Origin of the sequence: Streptomyces sp. NPDC101237, from assembly GCF_044767465.1 — a bacterium.
GTDB lineage: Bacteria > Actinomycetota > Actinomycetes > Streptomycetales > Streptomycetaceae > Streptomyces > Streptomyces gramineus.
The window spans coordinates 239,305-259,653 of sequence record NZ_JBIWNY010000012.1 but is presented as its reverse complement, the minus strand read 5'-3'; the positions used below and the strand labels follow the sequence as shown (position 1 = coordinate 259,653).

At 72.9% G+C, this 20,349-nt stretch carries 11 protein-coding genes and 1 pseudogene; 2 read left to right on the top strand and 10 right to left on the bottom strand.

The features are described 5' to 3' along the window. Both ACIRQ9_RS20735 and ACIRQ9_RS20730 read right to left on the bottom strand, forming a co-directional pair. A partial coding sequence (locus tag ACIRQ9_RS20735) for a maltotransferase domain-containing protein (protein WP_404175114.1) occupies positions 1-1,028 on the bottom strand: 1,028 nt, incomplete at its 3' end. 265 nt (positions 1,029-1,293) lie between these two features. Beyond that, entirely contained in the window at positions 1,294-2,454 is a 1,161-nt protein-coding gene (locus ACIRQ9_RS20730) for a S8 family peptidase (RefSeq protein WP_404175141.1), read from the bottom strand. Between the two features lie 258 nt (positions 2,455-2,712). On the opposite strand from ACIRQ9_RS20730, the gene ACIRQ9_RS20725 reads away from it, so the two are divergent. Then, positions 2,713-5,337, top strand: a complete 2,625-nt coding sequence (locus tag ACIRQ9_RS20725; RefSeq protein WP_404175111.1) for a glycosyltransferase family 1 protein — start codon at positions 2,713-2,715, stop codon at positions 5,335-5,337. 76 nt (positions 5,338-5,413) lie between these two features. On the opposite strand, the gene ACIRQ9_RS20720 is transcribed toward ACIRQ9_RS20725, so the two are convergent. The 7 genes from ACIRQ9_RS20720 to ACIRQ9_RS20690 all read right to left on the bottom strand — a co-directional run bounded on the left by ACIRQ9_RS20720 (position 5,414) and on the right by ACIRQ9_RS20690 (position 17,521). Further along, the gene (locus ACIRQ9_RS20720; RefSeq protein ID WP_404175107.1) at positions 5,414-5,929 is read right to left on the bottom strand and encodes a DUF1990 family protein; all 516 of its coding nucleotides are present in this window, start codon (positions 5,927-5,929) and stop codon (positions 5,414-5,416) included. Between the two features lie 69 nt (positions 5,930-5,998). Then, on the bottom strand, positions 5,999-7,642 hold the full coding sequence (locus tag ACIRQ9_RS20715; RefSeq protein WP_404175104.1) for a M4 family metallopeptidase: 1,644 nt from the start codon (positions 7,640-7,642) through the stop codon (positions 5,999-6,001). Positions 7,643-7,896: 254 nt separating this feature from the next. Continuing rightward, positions 7,897-9,930, bottom strand: coding sequence for a M4 family metallopeptidase (locus ACIRQ9_RS20710; RefSeq protein ID WP_404175101.1), 2,034 nt, complete (start codon positions 9,928-9,930; stop codon positions 7,897-7,899). A gap of 289 nt (positions 9,931-10,219) precedes the next feature. Then, positions 10,220-11,962: an ABC transporter ATP-binding protein gene (locus tag ACIRQ9_RS20705; protein WP_404175098.1), complete on the bottom strand. Its 1,743-nt coding sequence runs from the start codon at positions 11,960-11,962 to the stop codon at positions 10,220-10,222. Beyond that, positions 11,959-13,770 carry an ABC transporter transmembrane domain-containing protein gene (locus tag ACIRQ9_RS20700; protein ID WP_404175095.1) on the bottom strand — a complete coding sequence of 604 codons (1,812 nt, stop codon included), beginning with the start codon at positions 13,768-13,770 and terminating at the stop codon, positions 11,959-11,961. The genes ACIRQ9_RS20705 and ACIRQ9_RS20700 overlap by 4 nt, the downstream gene beginning before the upstream one ends. Before the next feature lie 23 nt (positions 13,771-13,793). Continuing rightward, on the bottom strand, positions 13,794-15,674 hold the full coding sequence (locus ACIRQ9_RS20695; protein ID WP_404175092.1) for an ABC transporter ATP-binding protein: 1,881 nt from the start codon (positions 15,672-15,674) through the stop codon (positions 13,794-13,796). After that, the gene (locus ACIRQ9_RS20690) at positions 15,671-17,521 is read right to left on the bottom strand and encodes an ABC transporter ATP-binding protein (protein WP_404175088.1); all 1,851 of its coding nucleotides are present in this window, start codon (positions 17,519-17,521) and stop codon (positions 15,671-15,673) included. Before ACIRQ9_RS20690 ends, ACIRQ9_RS20695 begins: the two co-directional genes overlap by 4 nt. 207 nt (positions 17,522-17,728) lie before the next feature. Between ACIRQ9_RS20690 and ACIRQ9_RS20685 the strand changes: the two are divergent. After that, positions 17,729-17,920: pseudogene (locus ACIRQ9_RS20685) on the top strand (DNA-binding response regulator); the annotation flags it as partial. A 17-nt stretch (positions 17,921-17,937) separates the two neighbouring features. Here ACIRQ9_RS20685 and glgX read toward each other — a convergent pair. Beyond that, a complete protein-coding gene (glgX, locus tag ACIRQ9_RS20680; RefSeq protein WP_404175085.1) occupies positions 17,938-20,169 on the bottom strand; it encodes a glycogen debranching protein GlgX in 2,232 nt (743 codons plus the stop codon). Positions 20,170-20,349: the final 180 nt, after the last annotated feature.

Sequence of the window (20,349 nt, the reverse complement as noted above, 5' to 3'; positions counted from 1 at the left end):
TCCGGGGAGCACTGCAGGGCGAAGTCCAGGGCGATCTCCAGGCCGTGCCGGGCGGCCTCGGCGACGAACCAGCGGAAGTCCTCCACAGTGCCCAGATCCGGGTGGACGGCGTCGTGGCCGCCCTCGGGCGAGCCGATCGCCCACGGCACCCCGACGTCCCCGGGACCTGCGCCCAGGGTGTTGTTGCGGCCCTTGCGGAAGGTGGTGCCGATGGGATGGATCGGCGGGAGGTAGACGACGTCGAAGCCCATCTCCGCGATCGCCGGCAGCCGGCGGGCCGCCGTACGGAACGTGCCGTGCGGACGCTCGGGCGTGCCCTCCGACCGCGGGAAGAACTCGTACCACGACCCGTACAGCGCCCGCTCCCGCTCGACCAGCAACGGCAACGGCTCCGAACAGGTCACCAACTCCCGCAACGGATACCGCGCCAGGACCTTGTCGACCTCGGGGCCGAGCGCGGCGGCGAGGCGCCGGGGAGCCGGGCTGTCCTCGTCGCGCAGGACCTCCGCGGCGGCCAGCAGGACGTCCCGTTTCTTGTTCTTCGGCACCCCGGCGGCGGCCCGTTCGTAGAGCCGGGCGCCCTCCTCCAGGACCAGGTCGGTGTCGATGCCCGCCGGGATCTTGATCCGGGCGTGCTGGCGCCAGGTGGTGACCGGATCTCCCCAGGCCTCGACCTGGTAGGTCCAGCGTCCCGGTTTCCCGTCGACGGTGACGGTGGCCCCCCAGCGGTCGGTGCCGGGGGCCAGCTCCCGCATCGGGGTCCACGGACCGCGGCGGCCCTTGGGATCCCTGAGGACCACGTTGGCGGCGACGGCGTCGTGACCCTCACGGAAGACGGTGGCGGTGACCTCGAACGACTCCCCGGGGACCGCTTTGGCGGGCCGGCGGCCCTGCTGGACCAGGGGACGGACGTCGAGGACGGGGATGCGGCCGACGGCGGTGGCCTCGTCCGCGGGCGGTTGGGGCGGTGCGGCACGGGATGACGTGCGCTGGGTCGGAGGTGCTGACGACTGGTGCGTGGCGGGCATGACCGCTCCTGTCCGCGGCAACGAGGGTGTGGGCGGGTGGCATGGTGACGGGACGGGTCCTGCGGCTGTATCCGAGGGTGTAGTTGAGGGTCTACCTGTGCGGGGTGTCAGCGCTGTGTCCATGGGGTGTACCGGAGGAGCCTTCCCACGGAGTTCGGGTGGGCAATCCGGCACTTTGTTGACTACTCGGCCGTATGTCTACGCACAAGACCGGCCCCGTTGCGTACGAACGGGGCCGGTGGCGTGTTCGCACGCGGAAAACGCTTTACGGTTCCGGCACTCGCAGGAGCCGGTTCGGGGATCCTGGCCCCACATCGGACACCTTCCCGCTCGCCGCCCCCGCAATCAGGGCGGCGGCGACCTGGGCCGGGGCCGCCCTCGGACGGGCGGCGAGATAGAGCGCGGCGGCGCCCGCCACGTGCGGTGCCGCCATCGACGTGCCCGAGTCGGTCGCCGTCGCGGTGTCGCTCCGGTTCGAGTCCGAGACGATGGCCACGCCCGGGGCGAACAGGTCGACGGCCGGGCCGTAGTCGGAGAAGGCCGCGCGGGTGTCGGTGCGGTCGGTGGCGCCGACGGTGAGGGCCTGCGGCACGTCGGCCGGAGAGTAACCCGCCGCCGGCCGCGCGTTGTTGCCGGCGGCGACCGTGTACGTCACCCCGGACCTGATCGAGTTCCGCACCGCGGCGTCGAGTGGGGCGTTGTGCGCGCCGCCCAGGCTGAGGTTGGCGACCGCCGGTCTGCGGGCGTGCGCGGTGACCCAGTCGATACCGGCGATGACCTGCGCGGTGGTGCCTGCGCCCGTGTCGTCCAGCACCCGTACCGAGACCACCCTGGCCTTCTTGGCGACGCCGTACCGTGTTCCGGCGATTATGCCGGCGACATGGGTGCCGTGGCCGTTGCCGTCACCGGCGGAGCCGTCTCCGTCGATGAAGTCCCAGCCGTAGCGCGCCCGGCCGCCGAAGTCGCGGCTGCCGATCCGGACGCCGGTGTCGATCACGTAGACGGTGACGCCCGCCCCGCCCGACGCCGGCCGGCGGTAGGACCTGTCGAGCGGCAGCCCCGCCTGGTCGACGCGGTCCAGCCCCCAGGACGGCGGGTCCGGCTGCGTGCGCGCCGGCCGCACCCGGCTGTCCTGGACGACGGAGGCGACGCGCGGGTCCGCGGCGAGCCGCCGGGCCTGTGCAGCGCTTGCCAGGACGGCGTATCCGTTCAGGACACTGTCGTAAGTATGGCTGATTGTCGCCCCGTAGCGGCCGGCGATGCCCCTGCCGGACGCCGACGCCCCCTTGATCCCCTCTCTCAGGGTCACCAGATAGCTCCCGGCGACCGAGCCGGGCCGCCCGGCGCCCGGTACGGTCCCTTCCGGTACGGCGTGCGCGGGCGGGGCGGCCGACGACAGCAGCACGGCCGTGACGACCGCGGCCAGTCCCCCACCGGACGCGAACGCCGGTCGATCCTCCTCGGCATGACGGCGCGTTCCCCCTCCTCGGCTCAGGAGGGCAGGGTCTCGTGCGGCGCCGGGTCCCACAAGGAGGCGTGGCGCCTCCCGGCCCCCCGCCGGGGGACCGAGCCGGGGCCGCGGTGGCCGAGCTCCGACAACGGCCGCCCCGACACCGGTACCGTCTGAAGGACGCCGAGCCGCACACCGCCGTACGGCTCTCACCACGAACGCGTGGAGTGGAATGTGAAGGCGATCCGTCGGTTCACCGTCCGTCCCGTTCTCCCCGAACCCCTCCGTCCGCTCAGCGACCTGGCGCGAAATCTGCGCTGGTCCTGGCATACCGAGACACGTGACCTCTTCCAGTCCGTCGACCCCGAGCGCTGGGCCGCCTCGGAGGGCGATCCGGTGCGGCTGCTCGGCAGCGTGCCGCCCGCGCGGCTCGCCGAGCTGGCCGGCGACCGCCGGTTCCTGCGCCGGCTGACGGCGGTCGCGGACGACCTCAACGACTACGTGACCGGCGACCGCTGGTACCAGTCCCGGCCGCAGGCCGCCGAGCTGCCGGCGGCCGTCGCCTACTTCTCGCCCGAGTTCGGCATCACCGCCGCCCTGCCGCAGTACTCCGGCGGCCTCGGCATCCTGGCGGGCGACCACCTCAAGTCGGCCAGCGACCTGGGCGTACCGCTGATCGGCGTCGGCCTGCTCTACCGGCACGGCTACTTCCGGCAGACCCTGTCCCGGGACGGCTGGCAGCAGGAGCACTATCCCGTCCTGGACCCGAACGAACTCCCGGTGGTGCCGCTGAAGGAGGCCGACGGCACCCCGGCGCACGTCTCGCTGGCGCTGCCCGGCGGCCGGGTGCTGCGGGCCCGGATCTGGCTGGCCCAGGTCGGCCGGGTCCCGCTGCTGATGCTGGACTCCGACGTCGAGGACAACGACTTCGGCGAACGCGGGGTCACCGACCGGCTCTACGGCGGCGGCAGCGAGCACCGGCTGCTCCAGGAGATGCTGCTCGGCATAGGAGGTGTGCGCGCCGTCCGGACGTACTGCCGGCTGACCGGCCACCCGGAGCCCGAGGTCTTCCACACCAACGAGGGGCACGCCGGGTTCCTCGGTCTGGAGCGGATCGCCGAGCTGTGCGCCGGGGGGCTGGACTTCGACTCCGCGCTGGAGGCGGTGCGCGCCGGCACCGTCTTCACCACCCACACCCCGGTCCCGGCCGGCATCGACCGCTTCGACCGGGAGCTGGTCGCCCATCACTTCGGCCCCGACGCCGAACTCCCCGGCATCGGCGTGGAGCACATCCTGCGCCTCGGGATGGAGACCTACCCCGGCGGCGAGCCCAACCTCTTCAACATGGCCGTGATGGGCCTGCGGCTCGCCCAGCGCGCCAACGGGGTGTCGCTGCTGCACGGCAACGTCAGCCGGGAGATGTTCGCCGGACTGTGGCCGGGCTTCGACGCCGACGAGGTGCCGATCACCTCCGTGACCAACGGCGTGCACGCCCCGACCTGGGTGGCGCCCGAGGTGGTCCGGCTGGGGGCGCGGCAGCTCGGCGACCGCCGTACCGAGGAGGCCCTGACCGTCGGCGGCACCGAGCGCTGGGACGCGGTCGCCGACGTCGGCGACCAGGAGATCTGGGACCTGCGCCGCAACCTGCGGGAGCAACTGGTCCTGGAGGTCCGGGACCGGCTGCGCGCCTCCTGGCGGCAGCGCGGTGCCGGCACGGCCGAACTGGGCTGGATCGACGACGCCCTCGACCCCGACGTCCTGACCATCGGCTTCGCCCGGCGCGTCCCCTCGTACAAGCGGCTCACGCTCATGCTGCGCGACCGCGACCGGCTGATGGACCTCCTGCTGCACTCCGAGCGACCGGTCCAGGTCGTGGTGGCCGGCAAGGCGCACCCGGCGGACGACGGCGGCAAGCGGCTGGTCCAGGAACTGGTCCGGTTCGCCGACGATCCGCGGGTGCGGCACCGGATCGTCTTCCTGCCCGACTACGGCATGGCGATGGCGCAGAAGCTGCTGCCCGGCTGCGACATCTGGCTGAACAACCCGCTGCGGCCGCTGGAGGCGTGCGGGACCAGCGGGATGAAGTCGGCGCTGAACGGCGGCCTCAACCTGTCGGTGCTGGACGGCTGGTGGGACGAGTGGTTCCAGCCGGACTTCGGCTGGGCGATCCCGACGGCGGACGGCGCCGCCACCGATCCCGACCGCCGCGACGACATCGAGGCGGCGGCGCTGTACGACCTCCTCGAACAGCGGGTGGCCCCGCGCTTCTACGAGCGGGGCCGCTCCGGGCTCCCGGACCGCTGGATCGAGATGGTCCGTCAGACGCTGACCCTGCTGGGTCCCAAGGTGCTGGCGGGCCGGATGGTCCGGGAGTACGTGGAGCGCCTGTACACCCCGGCGGCGCACGCGCACCGGTCCATGACCCCGGACGCGGCGGCCGGGCTGGCCGCCTGGAAGGTCAGGGCGCGGGCGGCCTGGCACGGGGTGTCCGTGGACCACGTCGAGGCGGCCGTCAGCACGGCCACCGCCGAACTCGGCACCACACTCGCCCTGCGCGTCCGCGTCCGCCTCGGCGACCTCACGCCCGACGACGTGGAGGTGCAGGCGGTCTCCGGCCGCGTCGACTCCGAGGACCGCATCACGGACGCGACGACGGTGCCGCTGAAGCCGACCGGGGGCCCCGACCTGGAGGGCCACTGGACCTACGAGGGCCCGCTGTCCCTGGACCGCACGGGCCCCTACGGCTACACGGTCCGCATCCTTCCCGCCCACCGCCTGCTGGCCTCGGGCGCGGAACTGGGGCTGGTGACCGCGCCCTCGCAGGGCGCGGTGGAGGGCGCGGGGGTGCTGATGCGGTGAGGCGGGCGGTCCGGCGGCCCGGGCGGAGCGTTCCGCCGCCCGGCCGCCGGGCGGTGCGCGGTGCGCGGGCGCCCGGTCAGAAGGCGTCCGGCTCGTCCGCGCACAGACCGCGCAGCACCTTGCCGCACCTGCGCGCGTAGGCCTGCTGCAGGCCGCGGGTGGCCGGGCCGCCCGCCCGGGCGTACCACTTGGCGGGCCTGCTGAAGGCGGCGACGGTCAGCCAGACCGTGCCGTCGCCGGTGCGGGTGACCAGGAAGGCCTCCTCGCCGGACTCGGGGTGGCCGGGCAGGGTGCCGTAGGCCCAGCCGGCCCGGCGGGACTCCTCGACCGTCCACACTATGCGGCAGGGCGCCTTGATCAGGCCGGCCAGGCTGACGGTGACGTCGACGCCGGTGGCCGCGCGGTCGGCGGAGGCTTCGATGCCGACGCCCAGGGCGCGGTGGAGTTCCCAGGTGAGGACCGCCTCGGCGGCCTTGTGGAAGACCTCCGCGCCCTCGCCTATGCGCGTGCGCACGTGGAGCGGGTGGAAGCCTGGCGGGCAGGCGGCGAGGTCCTGGAGGGTCGCGCCGACCGCCTCGTACGTGAAGGACATGGGAGAGAGAGTAGGGCGGACCCCGGGGACGGCTTCGTCCCGGGGTCCGCCCGTCGCGCTGTGGTCAGGTCACGTGACGTTCACGGCCGACCAGGCCGCGGCCACCGTGTTGTACTCGGTGGAGCCGGAGCCGTACAGGGCCGCCGCCGCCGACAGGGTGCCGGTGCGCGCCGACTTGTAGTTGGTGGTCGACGTGAAGTACGTCGTCAGCGCCTTGTACCAGATCTGCAGGGCCTTGGCCCGGCCGATACCAGTGACCGTGGAGCCGTTGTAGGTGGGGGAGTTGTAGGACACCCCGTTGATGGTCTTCGCGCCGCTGCCCTCGGACAGCAGGTAGAAGAAGTGGTTGGCGACACCGGACGAGTAGTGCACGTCCAGGTTCTTCACCGACGAGGACCAGTTGTCGGCCGAACCGCCGTCCTTGCTGGGCTTGTCCATGTAGCGCAGCGGGGTGCCGTCGCCGTTGATGTTGATCTTCTCGCCGATGAGGTAGTCACCGGGGTCGGAGGCGTTGGCGGCGTAGAACTCGACGCCGGTGCCGAAGATGTCCGAGGTGGCCTCGTTCAGGCCACCGGACTCACCGCTGTAGTTGAGGCCCGCGGTGTTGGAGGTGACGCCGTGGCTCATCTCGTGGCCGGCCACGTCCAGGGCGGTCAGCGGGTGGGTGTTGCCGGACCCGTCGCCGTAGGTCATGCAGAAGCAGCTGTCGTCCCAGAACGCGTTGACGTAGCCGCTGCTGTAGTGGACCCGCGAGTAGGCCGCGACGCCGTTGTTCTTGATGCCGCTGCGCCCGAAGGTCGCCTTGTAGAAGTCCCACGTCTCCTGGGCGCCGTAGGCCGCGTCCACTGCGGCCGTCTGGTCGGTGGAGGAGCTGGAGGCCGTGCCCGTGCCCCAGGTGTTGTCGGCGTCGGTGAACAGCGTGCCGGTGCCGGAGGTGCCACGGGCCAGGTTGTACGTCTTGTGGCCGCCGCGCGTGGTGTCGTACAGCTGGTACGTCGAGCCCGACAGGTTGGTGCTGAGGCTGACGGTGCCGGAGTAGAGGCTCTTGCCGGTGCCGGTGGCGTTCTCGATGCCCTGGTACTCGAAGAGCTTCTTGCCGCTGGCGGCGTCGGTGACGACGTGCAGCTGGTTGGGGGTGCCGTCGTCCTGGAAGCCGCCGACGACCGTCTCGTAGGCGAGGACGGGGGTGCCGGACCCGGCCCAGATCACCTTGCGGGCGCCGTCGGCGGCCGACTTGGTCGAGCCGAGGGTCTTGGCGGCGCTCAGCGCCGACTTCTCCGCCTTGGCGGTGCTGATCTGCGGCTTGAGGGAGGCCACCTTGATGGCCGCCTTCGTCGCCTTGGTGACGCCCTCGGTCCTGCCGGTCTCCGAGGTGTGCACGACCAGGTCGCCGCCGAGGACCGGGAGGCCCGCGTAGGTGCGCTCGTAGCGGGTGTGGACGGTGCCGTCGACGTCCTTGACGACGTCCTTGACGACCAGCTTCTCCTTGGCGCCGAGGCCTATCTGCCGCGCGGTCTCGGTGACGTCCGCCTGCGCCTTCTGGATGAGGGCGGTGCGGGCGGAGTTGGAGAGCAGCGTGGGGGCGGCGGCCGGCGGCTGCTTGGCGGCGGCCGAGGCGGTGGTGGTCAGGCCCGTGGTCAGCAGCGCGCCGGCGGCGACAGCGGTGGCGATGGCCAGAGTGGTGCGCTTGTGACGCGCGTAGAGGGGGCTCACTCAAGCTCCTTCAGGCTGTGGGGAGTACGGGCGCGGTGTGGGGTTACCGGGCCCGGCTGTGGGGTGGTGAAGAGCTGTGCTGTGCGACGGGTGAGGGAAGAGTGACATCAAGGTCGCGTACATGTCAGGACCCTGAAGTGATGTTGGCCGAAAAGCAGGTGTCGGGTGAACGTTGCGAACATGTAAAACGGGCGCCGTCCGGCGGGGGTCGAACCCCCGGACGGCGCCCGTCGCTCACGCCCGTGTCCTGCGGTTTACGGGAAGGTCAGTTTCCAGCTGTTGATCTGGCCGACGTCCTGCGCGGCCTGGTCCTGGACCTTCAGCTTCCAGGTCCCATTGGCCGATTCCGAGGAGGCGTTCACCGTGTAGGTGTCCGTCACGTTGTCCGCGGAGTCCGAGGAGCTGAAGTTCTTGAGGCGGTACGAAGTCCCGGACGGGCCGACCAGGTCGATCACCAGGTCGCCGCGCCAGGTGTGGCTGATGTTCGGCGTCACCTGGAGGTTGGACGGCGCGTTCCCGGTACGGCCGGAGACCGCGATGGACGAGGTGACCGCGGGCCCGTTGTCCGGGATCGACACCACCGTGGTGCTCTCGTACGACGTGCCGCTCCCGCCGCCACCGCCCGAGCGGGAGCCGACCGCGACGGCCGCCCAGGCGTCCTGCACCGCCTTGTACTCGGCGCTCGTGGTGCCGTACAGCTCACCCGCCGCCGCGAGGGTGCCGGTGCGGGCGGCGGCGTAGTTGGTGGTCGAGGTGAACTTGGTGGTGAGCGCCCGGTACCAGATCTGCAGCGCCTTGTCCCGGCCGATGCCGGTGACCGGAAGGCCGTCGGCGGTCGGCGAGTTGTAGCTGACGCCGTTGATCACCTTGGCGCCGCTGCCCTCGCTCAGCAGGTAGAAGAAGTGGTTCGCCGGGCCGGACGAGTAGTGCACGTCCAGGCCGCCGAGCCCCGAGTACCAGCTGTCCTTGGACGCGCCGTCCTTGCTCGGCTTGTCCATGTAGCGCAGCGGGGTGCCGTCGCCGTTGATGTCGATCTTCTCGCCGATGAGGTAGTCGCCGACGTCCGAGGAGTTGGCGGCGTAGAACTCCACGCCGGTGCCGAAGATGTCCGAGGTGGCCTCGTTCAGGCCACCGGACTCGCCGGAGTAGTTGAGGCCCGCGGTGTTGGAGGTGACGCCGTGGCTCATCTCGTGGCCGGCCACGTCCAGGGCGGTCAGCGGGTCCGCGTTGCCGGAGCCGTCGCCGTAGGTCATGCAGAAGCAGCCGTCGTCCCAGAACGCGTTCACGTACGAGTTGCCGTAGTGGACGCGGGAGTAGGCGCCGACACCGTTGTTCTTGATGCCGCTGCGGCCGAAGGTGTTCTTGTAGAAGTCCCAGGTCTCGGCGGCCCCGTAGTGCGCGTCGGCGCCCGCCGTGGCGGCGTTGGACGTGGTGCCGTTGCCCCAGGTGTTGCTCGACTGGGAGAACAGCGTGCCGGTGCCCGACGTGCCGTGGTTCAGGTTGTACGTCTTGTGGCCGCCACGGTCGCCGTCGGTCAGGTTGTACGTCGAGCCCGACTGGGTCGTCGACAGCGAGACCGTGCCGCTGTACTGGGTGTTGCCGGTGCCGGTGACGTTCTCGATGCCCTGGTACTCGAAGAGCTTCTTGCCGGTGGCGGCGTCGGTGACGACGTGCAGCTGGTTGGGGGTGCCGTCGTCCTGGAAGCCGCCGACGACCGTCTCGTAGGCGAGGACGGGGGTGCCGGAGCCGGCCCAGATCACCTTGCGGGCGCCGTCGGCGGCCGACTTGGTCGAACCGAGGGACTTGGCGCGGGAGACCGCCGTCTTCTCGGCGCTCGCCGCGCTGACCGCCGGGGTCAGGTCCGCGACCTTGAGCGCGGCGTTGTTCGCCTTGATCACGCGCTCGGTGGCGCCCGACTTGGCCGTGTCGACGATCAGGTCGCCGCCGAGGACCGGGAGGCCCGCGTAGGTGCGCTCGTAGCGGGTGTGGACGGTGCCGTCGGCGTCCTTGACGACGTCCTTGACGACCAGCTTCTCCTTGGCGCCGAGGCCGATCGCCCTGGCGGTGGCACTCCGGTCGGCGCTCGCGTCCCGCAGCAGCTCGGCGCGCTGCGAGGGCGAGAGCTTGACCGCGGCGTGCGCGGTGCTGATCCCGGCGGACCGCGGCGCGGCCGGGGCGGCGCTGGCGGCGCCCGACTGGACGGCCGCGGCGATCAGGGCGGAGACGCCCGCGAGGGCAACTACTGCGGTGCGGTGGGGGGTGCGTCTGCGAGAGGAACTGCTTCTCACCACTGACTCCTTCTGCGTGGCCGCGGGTCGCGCGGCCAGGGGAGATCCGGACGGCGGGTGGGCGGTCCGGGCAGAACTGCGGAACAGGCGGAACGCGGAACCACGTACGCGTGCAGCGCCGGACCCGGCAGCGACGGGATGGTTCTGTGGGGTTGCTGTGGGTCGGCCGTGGGAAGAGTGGCACCAGAAAACGCGATCTGTCAGGACCGCGTCAGGAATTTGGCCGGAAATGGTTCGTTGACCGGATGTTCATGTCCGGTATGCGGAGCGTTCGCCGCGTGACCGGATCTCACGTCGCCGGGTCGCCGTGCCAGGTCGCCCAGAGCGCCGCGTACGCCCCGCCCGCCGCCACCAGCTCCTCGTGGGTGCCGAGTTCGGTGAGCCGGCCGCCCTCCATGACGGCCACCCGGTCGGCGTCGTGCGCGGTGTGCAGCCGGTGCGCGATGGCGATGACCGTACGGCCCGCCAGCACGGCGGCCAGCGCGCGCTCGGCGTGCCGGGCCGTCGCCGGGTCGAGCAGCGCCGTCGCCTCGTCCAGGATCAGCGTGTGCGGATCCGCCAGGACCACCCGGGCGAGGGCGAGCTGCTGCGCCTGCGAGCCGTCCGTGGCCCGGCCGCCCGCGCCCAGCACCGCGTCGAGGCCGCCGGGCAGGCCGCGCACCCACCCGTCGGCGCCCACCGCCGCCAGCGCCGACCACAGGTCCGCGTCGCTCGCGGCCGGTTCGGCGATCAGCAGGTTGTCCCGGACCGTGCCGAGGAAGACGTGGTGCTCCTGGGTGACCAGGACGACCTGGCGGCGCAGCACCTCCGGCTCCAGCCCGGCGATCGGCACCCCGCCCACCGTGACCGTGCCCGACCCGGGCGCGTCCACGCCCGCCAGCAGCCTGCTCAGCGTCGTCTTGCCGGCACCGGACGGCCCGACCACCGCGAGCCGCTCCCCGGGCCGCACCGTGAGATCCACCCCGCGCAGCACCTCGCCGCCCCGCTCGTAGGCGAACCGCACCCCGCGCACGTCGATCCGGTCGTCCGCGGGCACCGCCGACCCGCCGTCCCGCCCCGTCCGCGGAGCCTGCGCCAGCCCCTCCACGCGGGCGAACGAGGCGCCGCTGGCCTGAAGTTGCTCCACCCGCATCAGGATCTGGTCCAGCGGCTCCGTGAACTGCCGCAGATACAGCGCCGCCGACACCGTCACACCGACCCCGGCGTGCAGCAGCCCGCCGACCAGGAGCACCCCGGCCACCGGCACCGAGTACGACACCTCGACCGCCGGGAAGAAGACGGTCCGCAGGTACAGCGTGTAGAAGCGGGCCTTCCGGTTGGCCTCCAGCGCCTGCCGGCCCGCCGTGATCCGCTGCTCCTGGAGCCGGAACGCCTCCACGGTGCGCGCGCCCGCCACCGTCGCCGTCACGATCTCCGCGACCCCGGACGTCGTCCCGCCCTCCGCGAGATAGCCGTCCCTGGCCCGCCGCAGGTACCAGCGCAGCGCCAGCCAGACCGGCGCCAGCCCGAGCACCCCGCACGCGCCCAGGACCGGGTCCAGCGCGAACACCGCGGCCATCACGAACAGCGCCTGCACCGAGCAGACCAGCAGCTCGGGTCCGGCGTCCCGCAGCGTGGTGCCGACGGTGCCCACGTCCGAGGTGCCGCGCGCGGTCAGGTCCCCGGCGCCGGCCCGCTCCACCACCGACGCGGGCAGCGCGAGCGCCCGGTCCACGAACTCCTCGCGCACCCGGGCCAGGGTCCGCTCCCCGAACCGGTGGCCGAGGTAGCGGGCGGAGCGGGCGAGCAGCAACTGGACGAGCGCGCAGAGCAGGATCCACAGGGCGAGGCGGTCGACGGCGCCGACCCCGCGGCCGGCCCGCACCGCGTCCACGATCCGGCCCACCAGCCAGGGGCCGGCCAGTCCCGCGCCGGCCGCGAGCGCGTTCAGCAGCAGGGCGGCGCCGAAGGCCCCGCGGTCGGCCAGCACCAGGCGGACCAGGGCCCGGCGCACGGCGGCCCGTTCGGCGACGGGCAGCTGGTTCGACGTCACCGCACGGCCTCCTCTTCCTCCTCCGCGTCCCGGGCCACCAGGGCGCGGTAGCCGGGCTCGTACTCCAGCAGGCCCTCGTGCGTGCCGGTCGCTGCGACCTTGCCGTCGACCAGGTAGATGACCTCGTCGGCGCGGGCCAGCATCAGCGGCGAGGTGGTGGTGAGCAGGGTGGTGCGGCCGGCCCGCGCGGTGGGCAGGCGCTCCGCCACGAGGGACTCGGTGTGGGCGTCCAGGGCCGAGGTGGGTTCGACGGCGAGCAGGACCTCGGGGTCGGCCAGCAGCGCCCGCGCCAGCCGGACGCGCTGGCGCTGGCCGCCGGAGAGGTTGCGGGCCTGGGCGGACAGCTCCGAGTCGAGGCCGTTCGGGAGGGCCCGCAGGACGTCGGTGGCCGCCGCCGCGTGCAGGGCGCGGGCGGTCCGCGCGTCCGAGAGCGCGTCCGAGGGCCGCGAGGCGGCTGACGGCGAGCGGCGGCCTGTCGCGCGGTCCGCCGCGCCGCCGGCAGGCGTGTCGTGGCCGCCCGCCGGACAAGGTCCCGCGCCCAGGAGGGAGTTGCGGAGGGTGTCGGCGAAGAAGTGGGACTCGTGGTCGGCCACCAGGATCCGCGACCTCACCTCCCACAGCGGAACGGCGTCCAGACGGGTGCCTCCCCAGGTCGCGTCCGACGGGGCGTAGCGGCCGAGGCGGTCCACCACCGCCCCCGTCTCCGCCCCGGCGGCGCCCACCAGGGCCGTCAGCCGTCCGGGCCGCACCCGTACCCCCGACTCCGGGTCGTGCAGGACCGCCGGTCCGGCCGGCGCCCGCTCGGTGCCCTCGTCCGGTTCCGGGGCCAGGCGCAGCAGGCGGACCACCCGGCGCGCGGCCACCACGCCCCGGCTGAGCTGATAGCCCATGTCCAGGAAGAACGCCACCGGCCCCACCAGGACGGCGACATAGCCGTACACCGACACCAGCTCGCCCACGGTGATCTCCCCGCGGGCGGCCATCCGGGCGGCGATCCAGGTCACCACCGCCAGGTACACCGTGGGCAGGCCGACGCCCAGGGCCTGGACCCAGCTGGCGACCGCGCCCACCCGGTAGCCCTGGACGCGCAGGTGCCGCGAGTCCTCGCGGAAGGCGTCCGCGAACAGGCCCTTGCCGCCGAGGCCGTTGAGGACGCGGAGGCCGCCCGCCAGATCGCCGATGCGGGCCGTCAGGACGCCCTGGCGCTCCCGGTACTCGGTCTCCCTGCCCTGGAGCCGCCGGGTCAGCGGGCCCGCGAGCAGCGCCACCACCGGCACCCCGAGCAGGACCACACCGGTCAGCAGCGGCGAGATCGGCATCAGCAGGCCGGCCACCACCCCGTACACCACGACCGCGCCCACACCGGGTCCCACCACGGTCAGCGCCTGGGCGATGGTGTGCACGTCCCCGACGCCGATCGTGACGACCTCACCGGCTCCGGCCCGCCGGGGCAGCGCCGCCCCGAGCCGCACCGCGTGGCCGACGACCACCTTGATCGTGCGGAAGTAGGCGTCCATGCGGACCCGGGTCATCGTGCGGTGGCGCATGATGCTGATCCACGCGTTGACCGCCCCGAGGACGAAGACCGCCGCCGTCCACCCGGCCAGCACCGTCATCCGGCCCGGCACCAGGCCGTCGTCCACGGCCCGGGCCATCAGGTACGGCGTGCCGGCCATCAGCGTCAGCCAGGCACTGCCCAGCAGCGCGCCGGCCAGCGAGCGGCCCGGCTGCCGGCGCACCAGCCACCACAGGTACCACCAGCCGCCGCGTGTGTCCGGCGTGCCCGGATCCTCGTACGCGTCGATCACCCTGCGCCCCCCTGTTCCCGCCGTCAGGCCAGACTGTCCCGCCACGCCCGGTGCAGGTCCGCGAACCGGCCCGTGCCCGCGATGAGTTCGGCCGGGCGGCCGTCCTCCACGATCCGGCCGTGCTCCATCACGAGGACCCGGTCGGCGATCTCCACGGTGGACAGCCGGTGCGCGATCACCACCGCCGTACGGCCCTTCAGCACCGTCGACATGGCCCGTTGCACGGCCCGTTCGCCCGGGATGTCCAGCGAACTGGTCGCTTCGTCGAGGATCAGCACCGCCGGGTCGGCGAGCAAGGCGCGCGCGAAGGCGACCAGTTGGCGCTGCCCGGCCGAAATGCGCCCGCCGCGCTTGCGGACGTCCGTGTCGTAGCCGTCCGGCAGGGCGGCGATGAACTCGTGGGCGCCGATCGCCTCGGCCGCCTCCTCGATCTCCTCACGGGTGGCGTCCGGGCGGCCGATGGCGATGTTGTCGGCGACCGTCCCGGAGAACAGGAACGCCTCCTGGGTGACCATCACGACCCCGCGCCGCAGTGCGGGCACGCTCAGTTCGCGCAGGTCCACGCCGTCCAGCAGGACCCGTCCCTCGGTCGGGTCGTAGAAGCGGGCCAGCAGCTTGGCGAGGGTCGACTTGCCGGCGCCCGTGGAGCCGACCACCGCGACCGTCTGTCCGGCGGGCAGCGCGAGATCGAAACGGGGCAGCACCTCGCCACCGGTGCGGTAGGCGAACCGGACACCGTCGAAGACGACCTCGCGGCCGGGCAGTTCGCCCGCCGGCGGCAGCTCGCGCGGGACCGAGGGCTCGGGCACGGACGGCGTCTGGGCCAGCAGGCCCGCGATCTTCTCCAGCGAGGCGGCCGCCGACTGGTAGGAGTTGAGGAACATGCCGAGGCGGTCGATCGGGTCGTACAGCCGCCGCAGGTACAGGACGGCCGCGGCCAGCACACCCAGCTCCAGCGAGCCGGACGCCACCCGGTAGGCACCCCACAGCACGATCACCGCGACCGAGGTGTTGGCCACCAGCCGGGACCCGACGACGTACCGCGCCATTTCGAGGAGCGCGTCGCCGTTGGTGCGTTCGTGACGGTGGTTGAGCACGGCGAACTCGGCGTCGTTGGCGGCCTCCCGGCGGAACGCGCGCACCGGGCGGATGCCGTTCATCGTCTCCACGAACTTCACGATCACCGCCGCGATCGCCGTGGACCGCGCCTTGTACACCCGTACCGCGCGCCGCTGGTAGAGCCTGACCAGCTGGTAGAGCGGCACGAACGAGGCGACGGCCACCGCTCCCAGGCCCAGGTCCAGCCAGAGCAGCATCGCCGAGATGTAGAGGAAGGAGAGGATGACCGTGACGAGTTCCTGGAGGCCCTCGCTCAGCAGCTCGCGCAGCGACTCGACGTCCGTGGTGGAGCGGGAGATCAGCCGGCCGGACGTGTAGCGCTCGTGGAAGTCGACGCTCAGCGCCTGCGCGTGGCGGAAGATACGGCCGCGCAGGTCGAGGAGGACGTCCTGGTTGACGCGCGCGGAGGCCTCGATGAAGGCGTACTGGAGACCGCCGGAGAGCAGGGCGCTCAGCGCGTAGCCGGCTCCCACCGCGATCAGCGGTCCGTGGTCGTGGTCGCGGAACGCCGGCACGGCACGGTCGATGGCGTAGGCCACCAGCAGCGGGCCCGCCTGGGCGGCGGCCTGCTGGAACAGCAGCAGGACCGTGGTCACGGCGACCCGCGCCCTCAGCGGCGCGAGCAGCGAGCGCAGCAGGGCGGCCGTGGCGCCGGCCGGCACCGGCAGCACGTCCCGGTCGAAGGGATCGCCGGGGCCGGTGGCGGACGCGGCGTCGTCGGCGGCCTCGCGGCGGGCGCGTTCGTCGTCCTCGTCGGGGGCGGGCAGGGAGGTGGCGGCGGTCATCGGCGGTGGTCCTCCCCGGACATCAGGCGGGCGTACTCGGCGTTGCCGCGGAGCAGTTCCTGGTGGGTGCCGACGGCGGTGACCCGGCCGTCGGAGAGCAGGGCGACGCGGTCGGCGAGCAGGACGGTGGAGGGGCGGTGGGCGACGATCAGGGCGGTGGTGCCGGACAGCACCTCGCGCAGGGCCGCCTCCACGGCCGCCTCCGTGTGCACGTCCAGGGCGGACAGCGGGTCGTCGAGGACGAGGAAGCGGGGCCGTCCCACGACCGCGCGGGCCAGGGCGAGGCGCTGGCGCTGGCCGCCGGAGAGGCTGAGGCCCTGCTCGCCGACCTGGGTCGCGGTGCCGTCGGGGAGGGCGTGCGCGAAGTCCGCCTGGGCGATGGCCAGGGCCCGCTCCAGCTCCGGTGCGCCGGCTCCGTCACCGGCGCCCATCAGCACGTTCTCGCCGACCGAGGCGGAGAAGAGGGTGGGTTCCTCGAAGGCCACGGCGACCAGGGAGCGGAGTTCCTCGCGGGGTATGGCGGTGATGTCCCGGCCGTCGAGGGTGATCCGTCCCGACGTGGTCTCGTGCAGGCGGGGGATGAGAGCGGTGAGGGTGGTCTTCCCGCTGCCGGTGGCCCCGACCAGGGCCATGGACTCGCCGGTGCGGACGTGCAGGTCGATCTCGGCGAGGGTGGGCGGTGAGCCGGGGGAGGCGTCGGGATAGCGGAAGGAGACGGACCGGAAGCGGATGCCGTCGCGGTCCTGGTCCTGGTCCTGGTCCTCGTCCTCGTCGTGGTCCTGGTCGGGTGCGGGTGCGTGGGGTCTGGTCGCGCAGTTCCCCGCGCCCCCTCGGGGCGCTTCAAAACCCGCGTCCTCCCGCGCTACGTCCCGTACCTCGAAGTACCGTTCGGTCGCCGTCGCCGCCTCCTGGCTCATCGCCAGCAGGAAGCCGATCGACTCCACCGGCCAGCGCAGCGCCAGGGCCGTCGACAGGAACGCCACCAGCGTCCCCGCGCTCAGCTCGCCCTCCGCGACCTGGACCGACCCCCACACCAGGGCCGCTCCGACGGCCAGCTCCGGGAGGGTCACGATGACGCCCCAGATCGCCGCCAGCATCCGCGCCTTGCGCAACTCCGTGCCCCGCAGCTTCCACACCAGGTCGCGGAAGGCGCGGGCCTGGCTGCGGTGCCTGCCGAACCCCTTGATGATGCGGATGCCGAGCACGCTCTCCTCGACCACCGTGGTCAGGTCGCCGACCTGGTCCTGGGCGAGCCGGGCGACCGCCGCGTACCGCTTCTCGAAGACCGCGCACGTCCACATCACGGGGACGGTGGGAACGAGGATGACCAGGCCGAGCGTCCAGTCCTGGAGCAGCATGATGAACACGCCGATGACGATGGTCACCCCGTTGACCAGCAGGAAGGTCAGCGGAAAGGCGAGGAACATGCGCAGCAGCATCAGGTCGGTGGTGGCCCGGGAGAGCAGCTGGCCGGAGGGCCAGCGGTCGTGGAAGGCGACCGGCAGCCGCTGCAGATGGCCATAGAGGTCCGCCCGCATCCCCGCCTCCACACGGGACAGCGGCCGGGCCACCAGCCAGCGCCGCATCCCGAAGAGGAGTGCCTCGGCTGTCCCGAGCAGCAGCAGGTACAGCGCGCCGAGCCAGACCCCGCCGGGATCGCGGTCGGCCACCGGGCCGTCCACCATCCACTTGAGGACGAGCGGGATGACCAGCCCCACACAGGAGGCGATCACCGCCACGAACGCGGCGACGGACAGCCGCACCCGGACCGGCCGTACGTACGGCCACAGGCGCAGCAGGGAACGGACGGCGGACCGGTCCTTGGTGGTTGCACGTGTCGGAGGCATCAGGAGCGAGCCTACGGAACGCCACTGACGACGCCCACCGAGTTTTGGCCGGACCGCACTCCGCCGGTGGTCCTACGACCTGGGGGAACGTTCGAGCGGTCGGACGACAGGAGCCACGCGTCGACCGATCGGCCGACGCGGTTTCCAGCGGGCCGGGCGATGTGCGGCGACCGGCCCGGACGGGACCCTCGACGCATGCCATCCGTCATCGAGGCGGGCGCCACCGGCCACCTGCTCAAGGACGCCCCGCGCGAGGAGCTGTTCACGGCCGTCCGCGCCGCCGCTGAGGGCCGTACCGTCCTCTCCCCGGCCGTCTCCTCCCGCCTGGTCCCCGCCGTCCGCACCCCCGCCGCCCCCGGCAACGAGCCGCTGTCCGCCCGCGAACGCGAGGTGCCGGCGCCGCCCGGCGCGAGGCCTCAGCCGGCCACCTTGAGCAGCAGCACCGTCCGGGCCGGCACCGTGATCGCCGTCCCGGCCCCGTGGACCACCGAGGGAGCCTCCTGCTGATCCTCCCGCGAGGTGTCCACCAGCACCTCGTAGCGCTCCGCCCACGGCGGGCCCGGCAGCAGGAACCGCGCCGGGCGGTCACCGGCGTGCAGGACGGTCAGGAAACTGTCGTCAAGGACCGGCGCCCCGCGCTCGTCCCGGCCCGGGATGTCCCGCCCGGAGAGGAACATGCCGAGAGTGGCGGCGGGCGCGTACCAGTCGCCCTCGGTCATCTCCTCGCCCCGCGCCGTGAACCAGGCGAGGTCGCGCAGCCCGTCCGCCGAGTGCGCCCGGCCCGAGAAGAAGGCGCGGCGGCGCAGTACCGGATGCCGGTGGCGCAGCCGGATCAGGCGGGAGGTCAGGTCGAACAGCGGCCGCCACTGCGGATCGTCCAGCAGCTCCCAGTCCAGCCAGCTGATCTCGTTGTCCTGACAGTAGGCGTTGTTGTTGCCGCGCTGTGTGCGGCCCAGTTCGTCGCCTGCGACCAGCATCGGGACGCCCGTCGACAGCAGCAGGGTCGTCAGCAGGTTCCGCAACTGCCGTCTGCGCAGCGCCCTCACGCCCTCGTCGGCGGTCTCGCCCTCCGCCCCGCAGTTCCAGGACCGGTTGTCGCCGGCCCCGTCGCGGTTGTTCTCGCCGTTGGCCTCGTTGTGCTTGGCCTGGTACGACACCAGGTCGCGCAGCGTGTAACCGTCGTGCGCGGTGATGAAGTTGACCGACGCGTAGGGCCGCCGGCCGCCCCAGGCGTAGAGGTCGCTGGAGCCCGAGAGGCGGTAGCCGAGGTCGCGGACGTCCGGGAGGGCGCCGCGCCAGAAGTCCCGGACGGCGTCCCGGTAGTGGTCGTTCCACTCGGTCCACAGCGGCGGGAAGGCGCCGACCTGGTAGCCGCCGGAGCCCACGTCCCACGGCTCGGCGATCAGCTTCACCCGGCGCAGCACCGGGTCCTGGGCGATCACCGCGAGAAAGGGGGAGAGCATGTCGACGTCGTGCATCGAGCGGGCCAGCGCGGCGGCCAGGTCGAAGCGGAAGCCGTCCACGCCCATCTCGGTCACCCAGTACCGCAGCGAGTCCGTGATCAGCCGCAGGACGTGCGGCCTGACCACGTGCAGGGTGTTGCCGCAGCCGGTGTAGTCGGCGAACCGGCGGGCGTCGTCCTGGAGCCGGTAGTAGCCGCGGTTGTCGATGCCCTTCAGGGACAGCGTCGGCCCCAGCTCCCCGGCCTCGGCCGTGTGGTTGTAGACCACGTCGAGGACGACCTCGATGCCGGCCGCGTGCAGCGCCCGCACCATCCGCTTGAACTCGCCGACCTGCTGTCCCGTCGTACCGGAGGCGGCGTAGGCCGCGTGCGGGGCGAAGTAGCCGATGGAGTTGTAGCCCCAGTAGTTGCGCAGGCCCCGCTTCAGCAGGTGGTCCTCGTGCGCGAACTGGTGCACGGGCAGCAGTTCCACCGCCGTCACGCCGAGGTTCACGAGGTGCTCGACGGCGGCCGGGTGGGCCAGGCCCGCGTAGGTGCCGCGGAGTTCGGGGGGTATGCCCGGGTGCAGTCTGGTGAAGCCGCGCACGTGCAGTTCGTAGATGACGGAGTCCGCCCACGGCGTCTTCGGGCGGTGGTCGTCCGACCAGTCGTCGTCGTCGTGCACGACCACGCCCTTCGGGACGTGCGGTGCCGAGTCCCGGTCGTCCCGGACCGTGTCGGCGACCTGCTGGTCGGGCCAGTCCCTGACATGCCCGTACACCTCGGGCGGCAGCCCGAACTCGCCGTCCACCGCACGGGCGTACGGGTCGAGCAGCAGCTTCGCCGGGTTCCAGCGGGCGCCGGTCCACGGGTCCCAGCGGCCGTCGACCCGGTAGCCGTACCGCTGTCCCGGCAGCACGCCCGGCACGAACCCGTGCCAGATCTCGTGCGTCAGTTCGGTCAGCGGAATCCTGGTCTCCCGCCCCTGTTCGTCGAAGAGACAGAGCCGGACCGCCTCGGCCCCGGCCGCCCACAGGGCGAAGTTGGTGCCGGCCACCCCGTCCGGGCCGACCCGGAACCGGGCGCCCAGCGGGGTCGACGACCCCGGCCAGGCGGCCGGGACGGGCAGGGCCGTCCCGTTCACCACCGGGGCGTCCGCCCTCGGGGCCCGCGCCCGTGCCCCCTGCTGCTCGGCTGCGCTCGTCACCTGTCGGCCCCTTTGTCGTTCGGCGGCTCGCCGATCCGCGGGGCGCGCGCGACCCGTGTCCGGCCGGCCGGCCGTGCCCGGACTCCCGGTCCCGGGTACGGTCGGCGGCTCGCTACGGGCACGCCCGTGACGGCTCTCGCACGGGCGCGGCGGCTCCCCAGCTCGTCGTCCTTCCCTCTG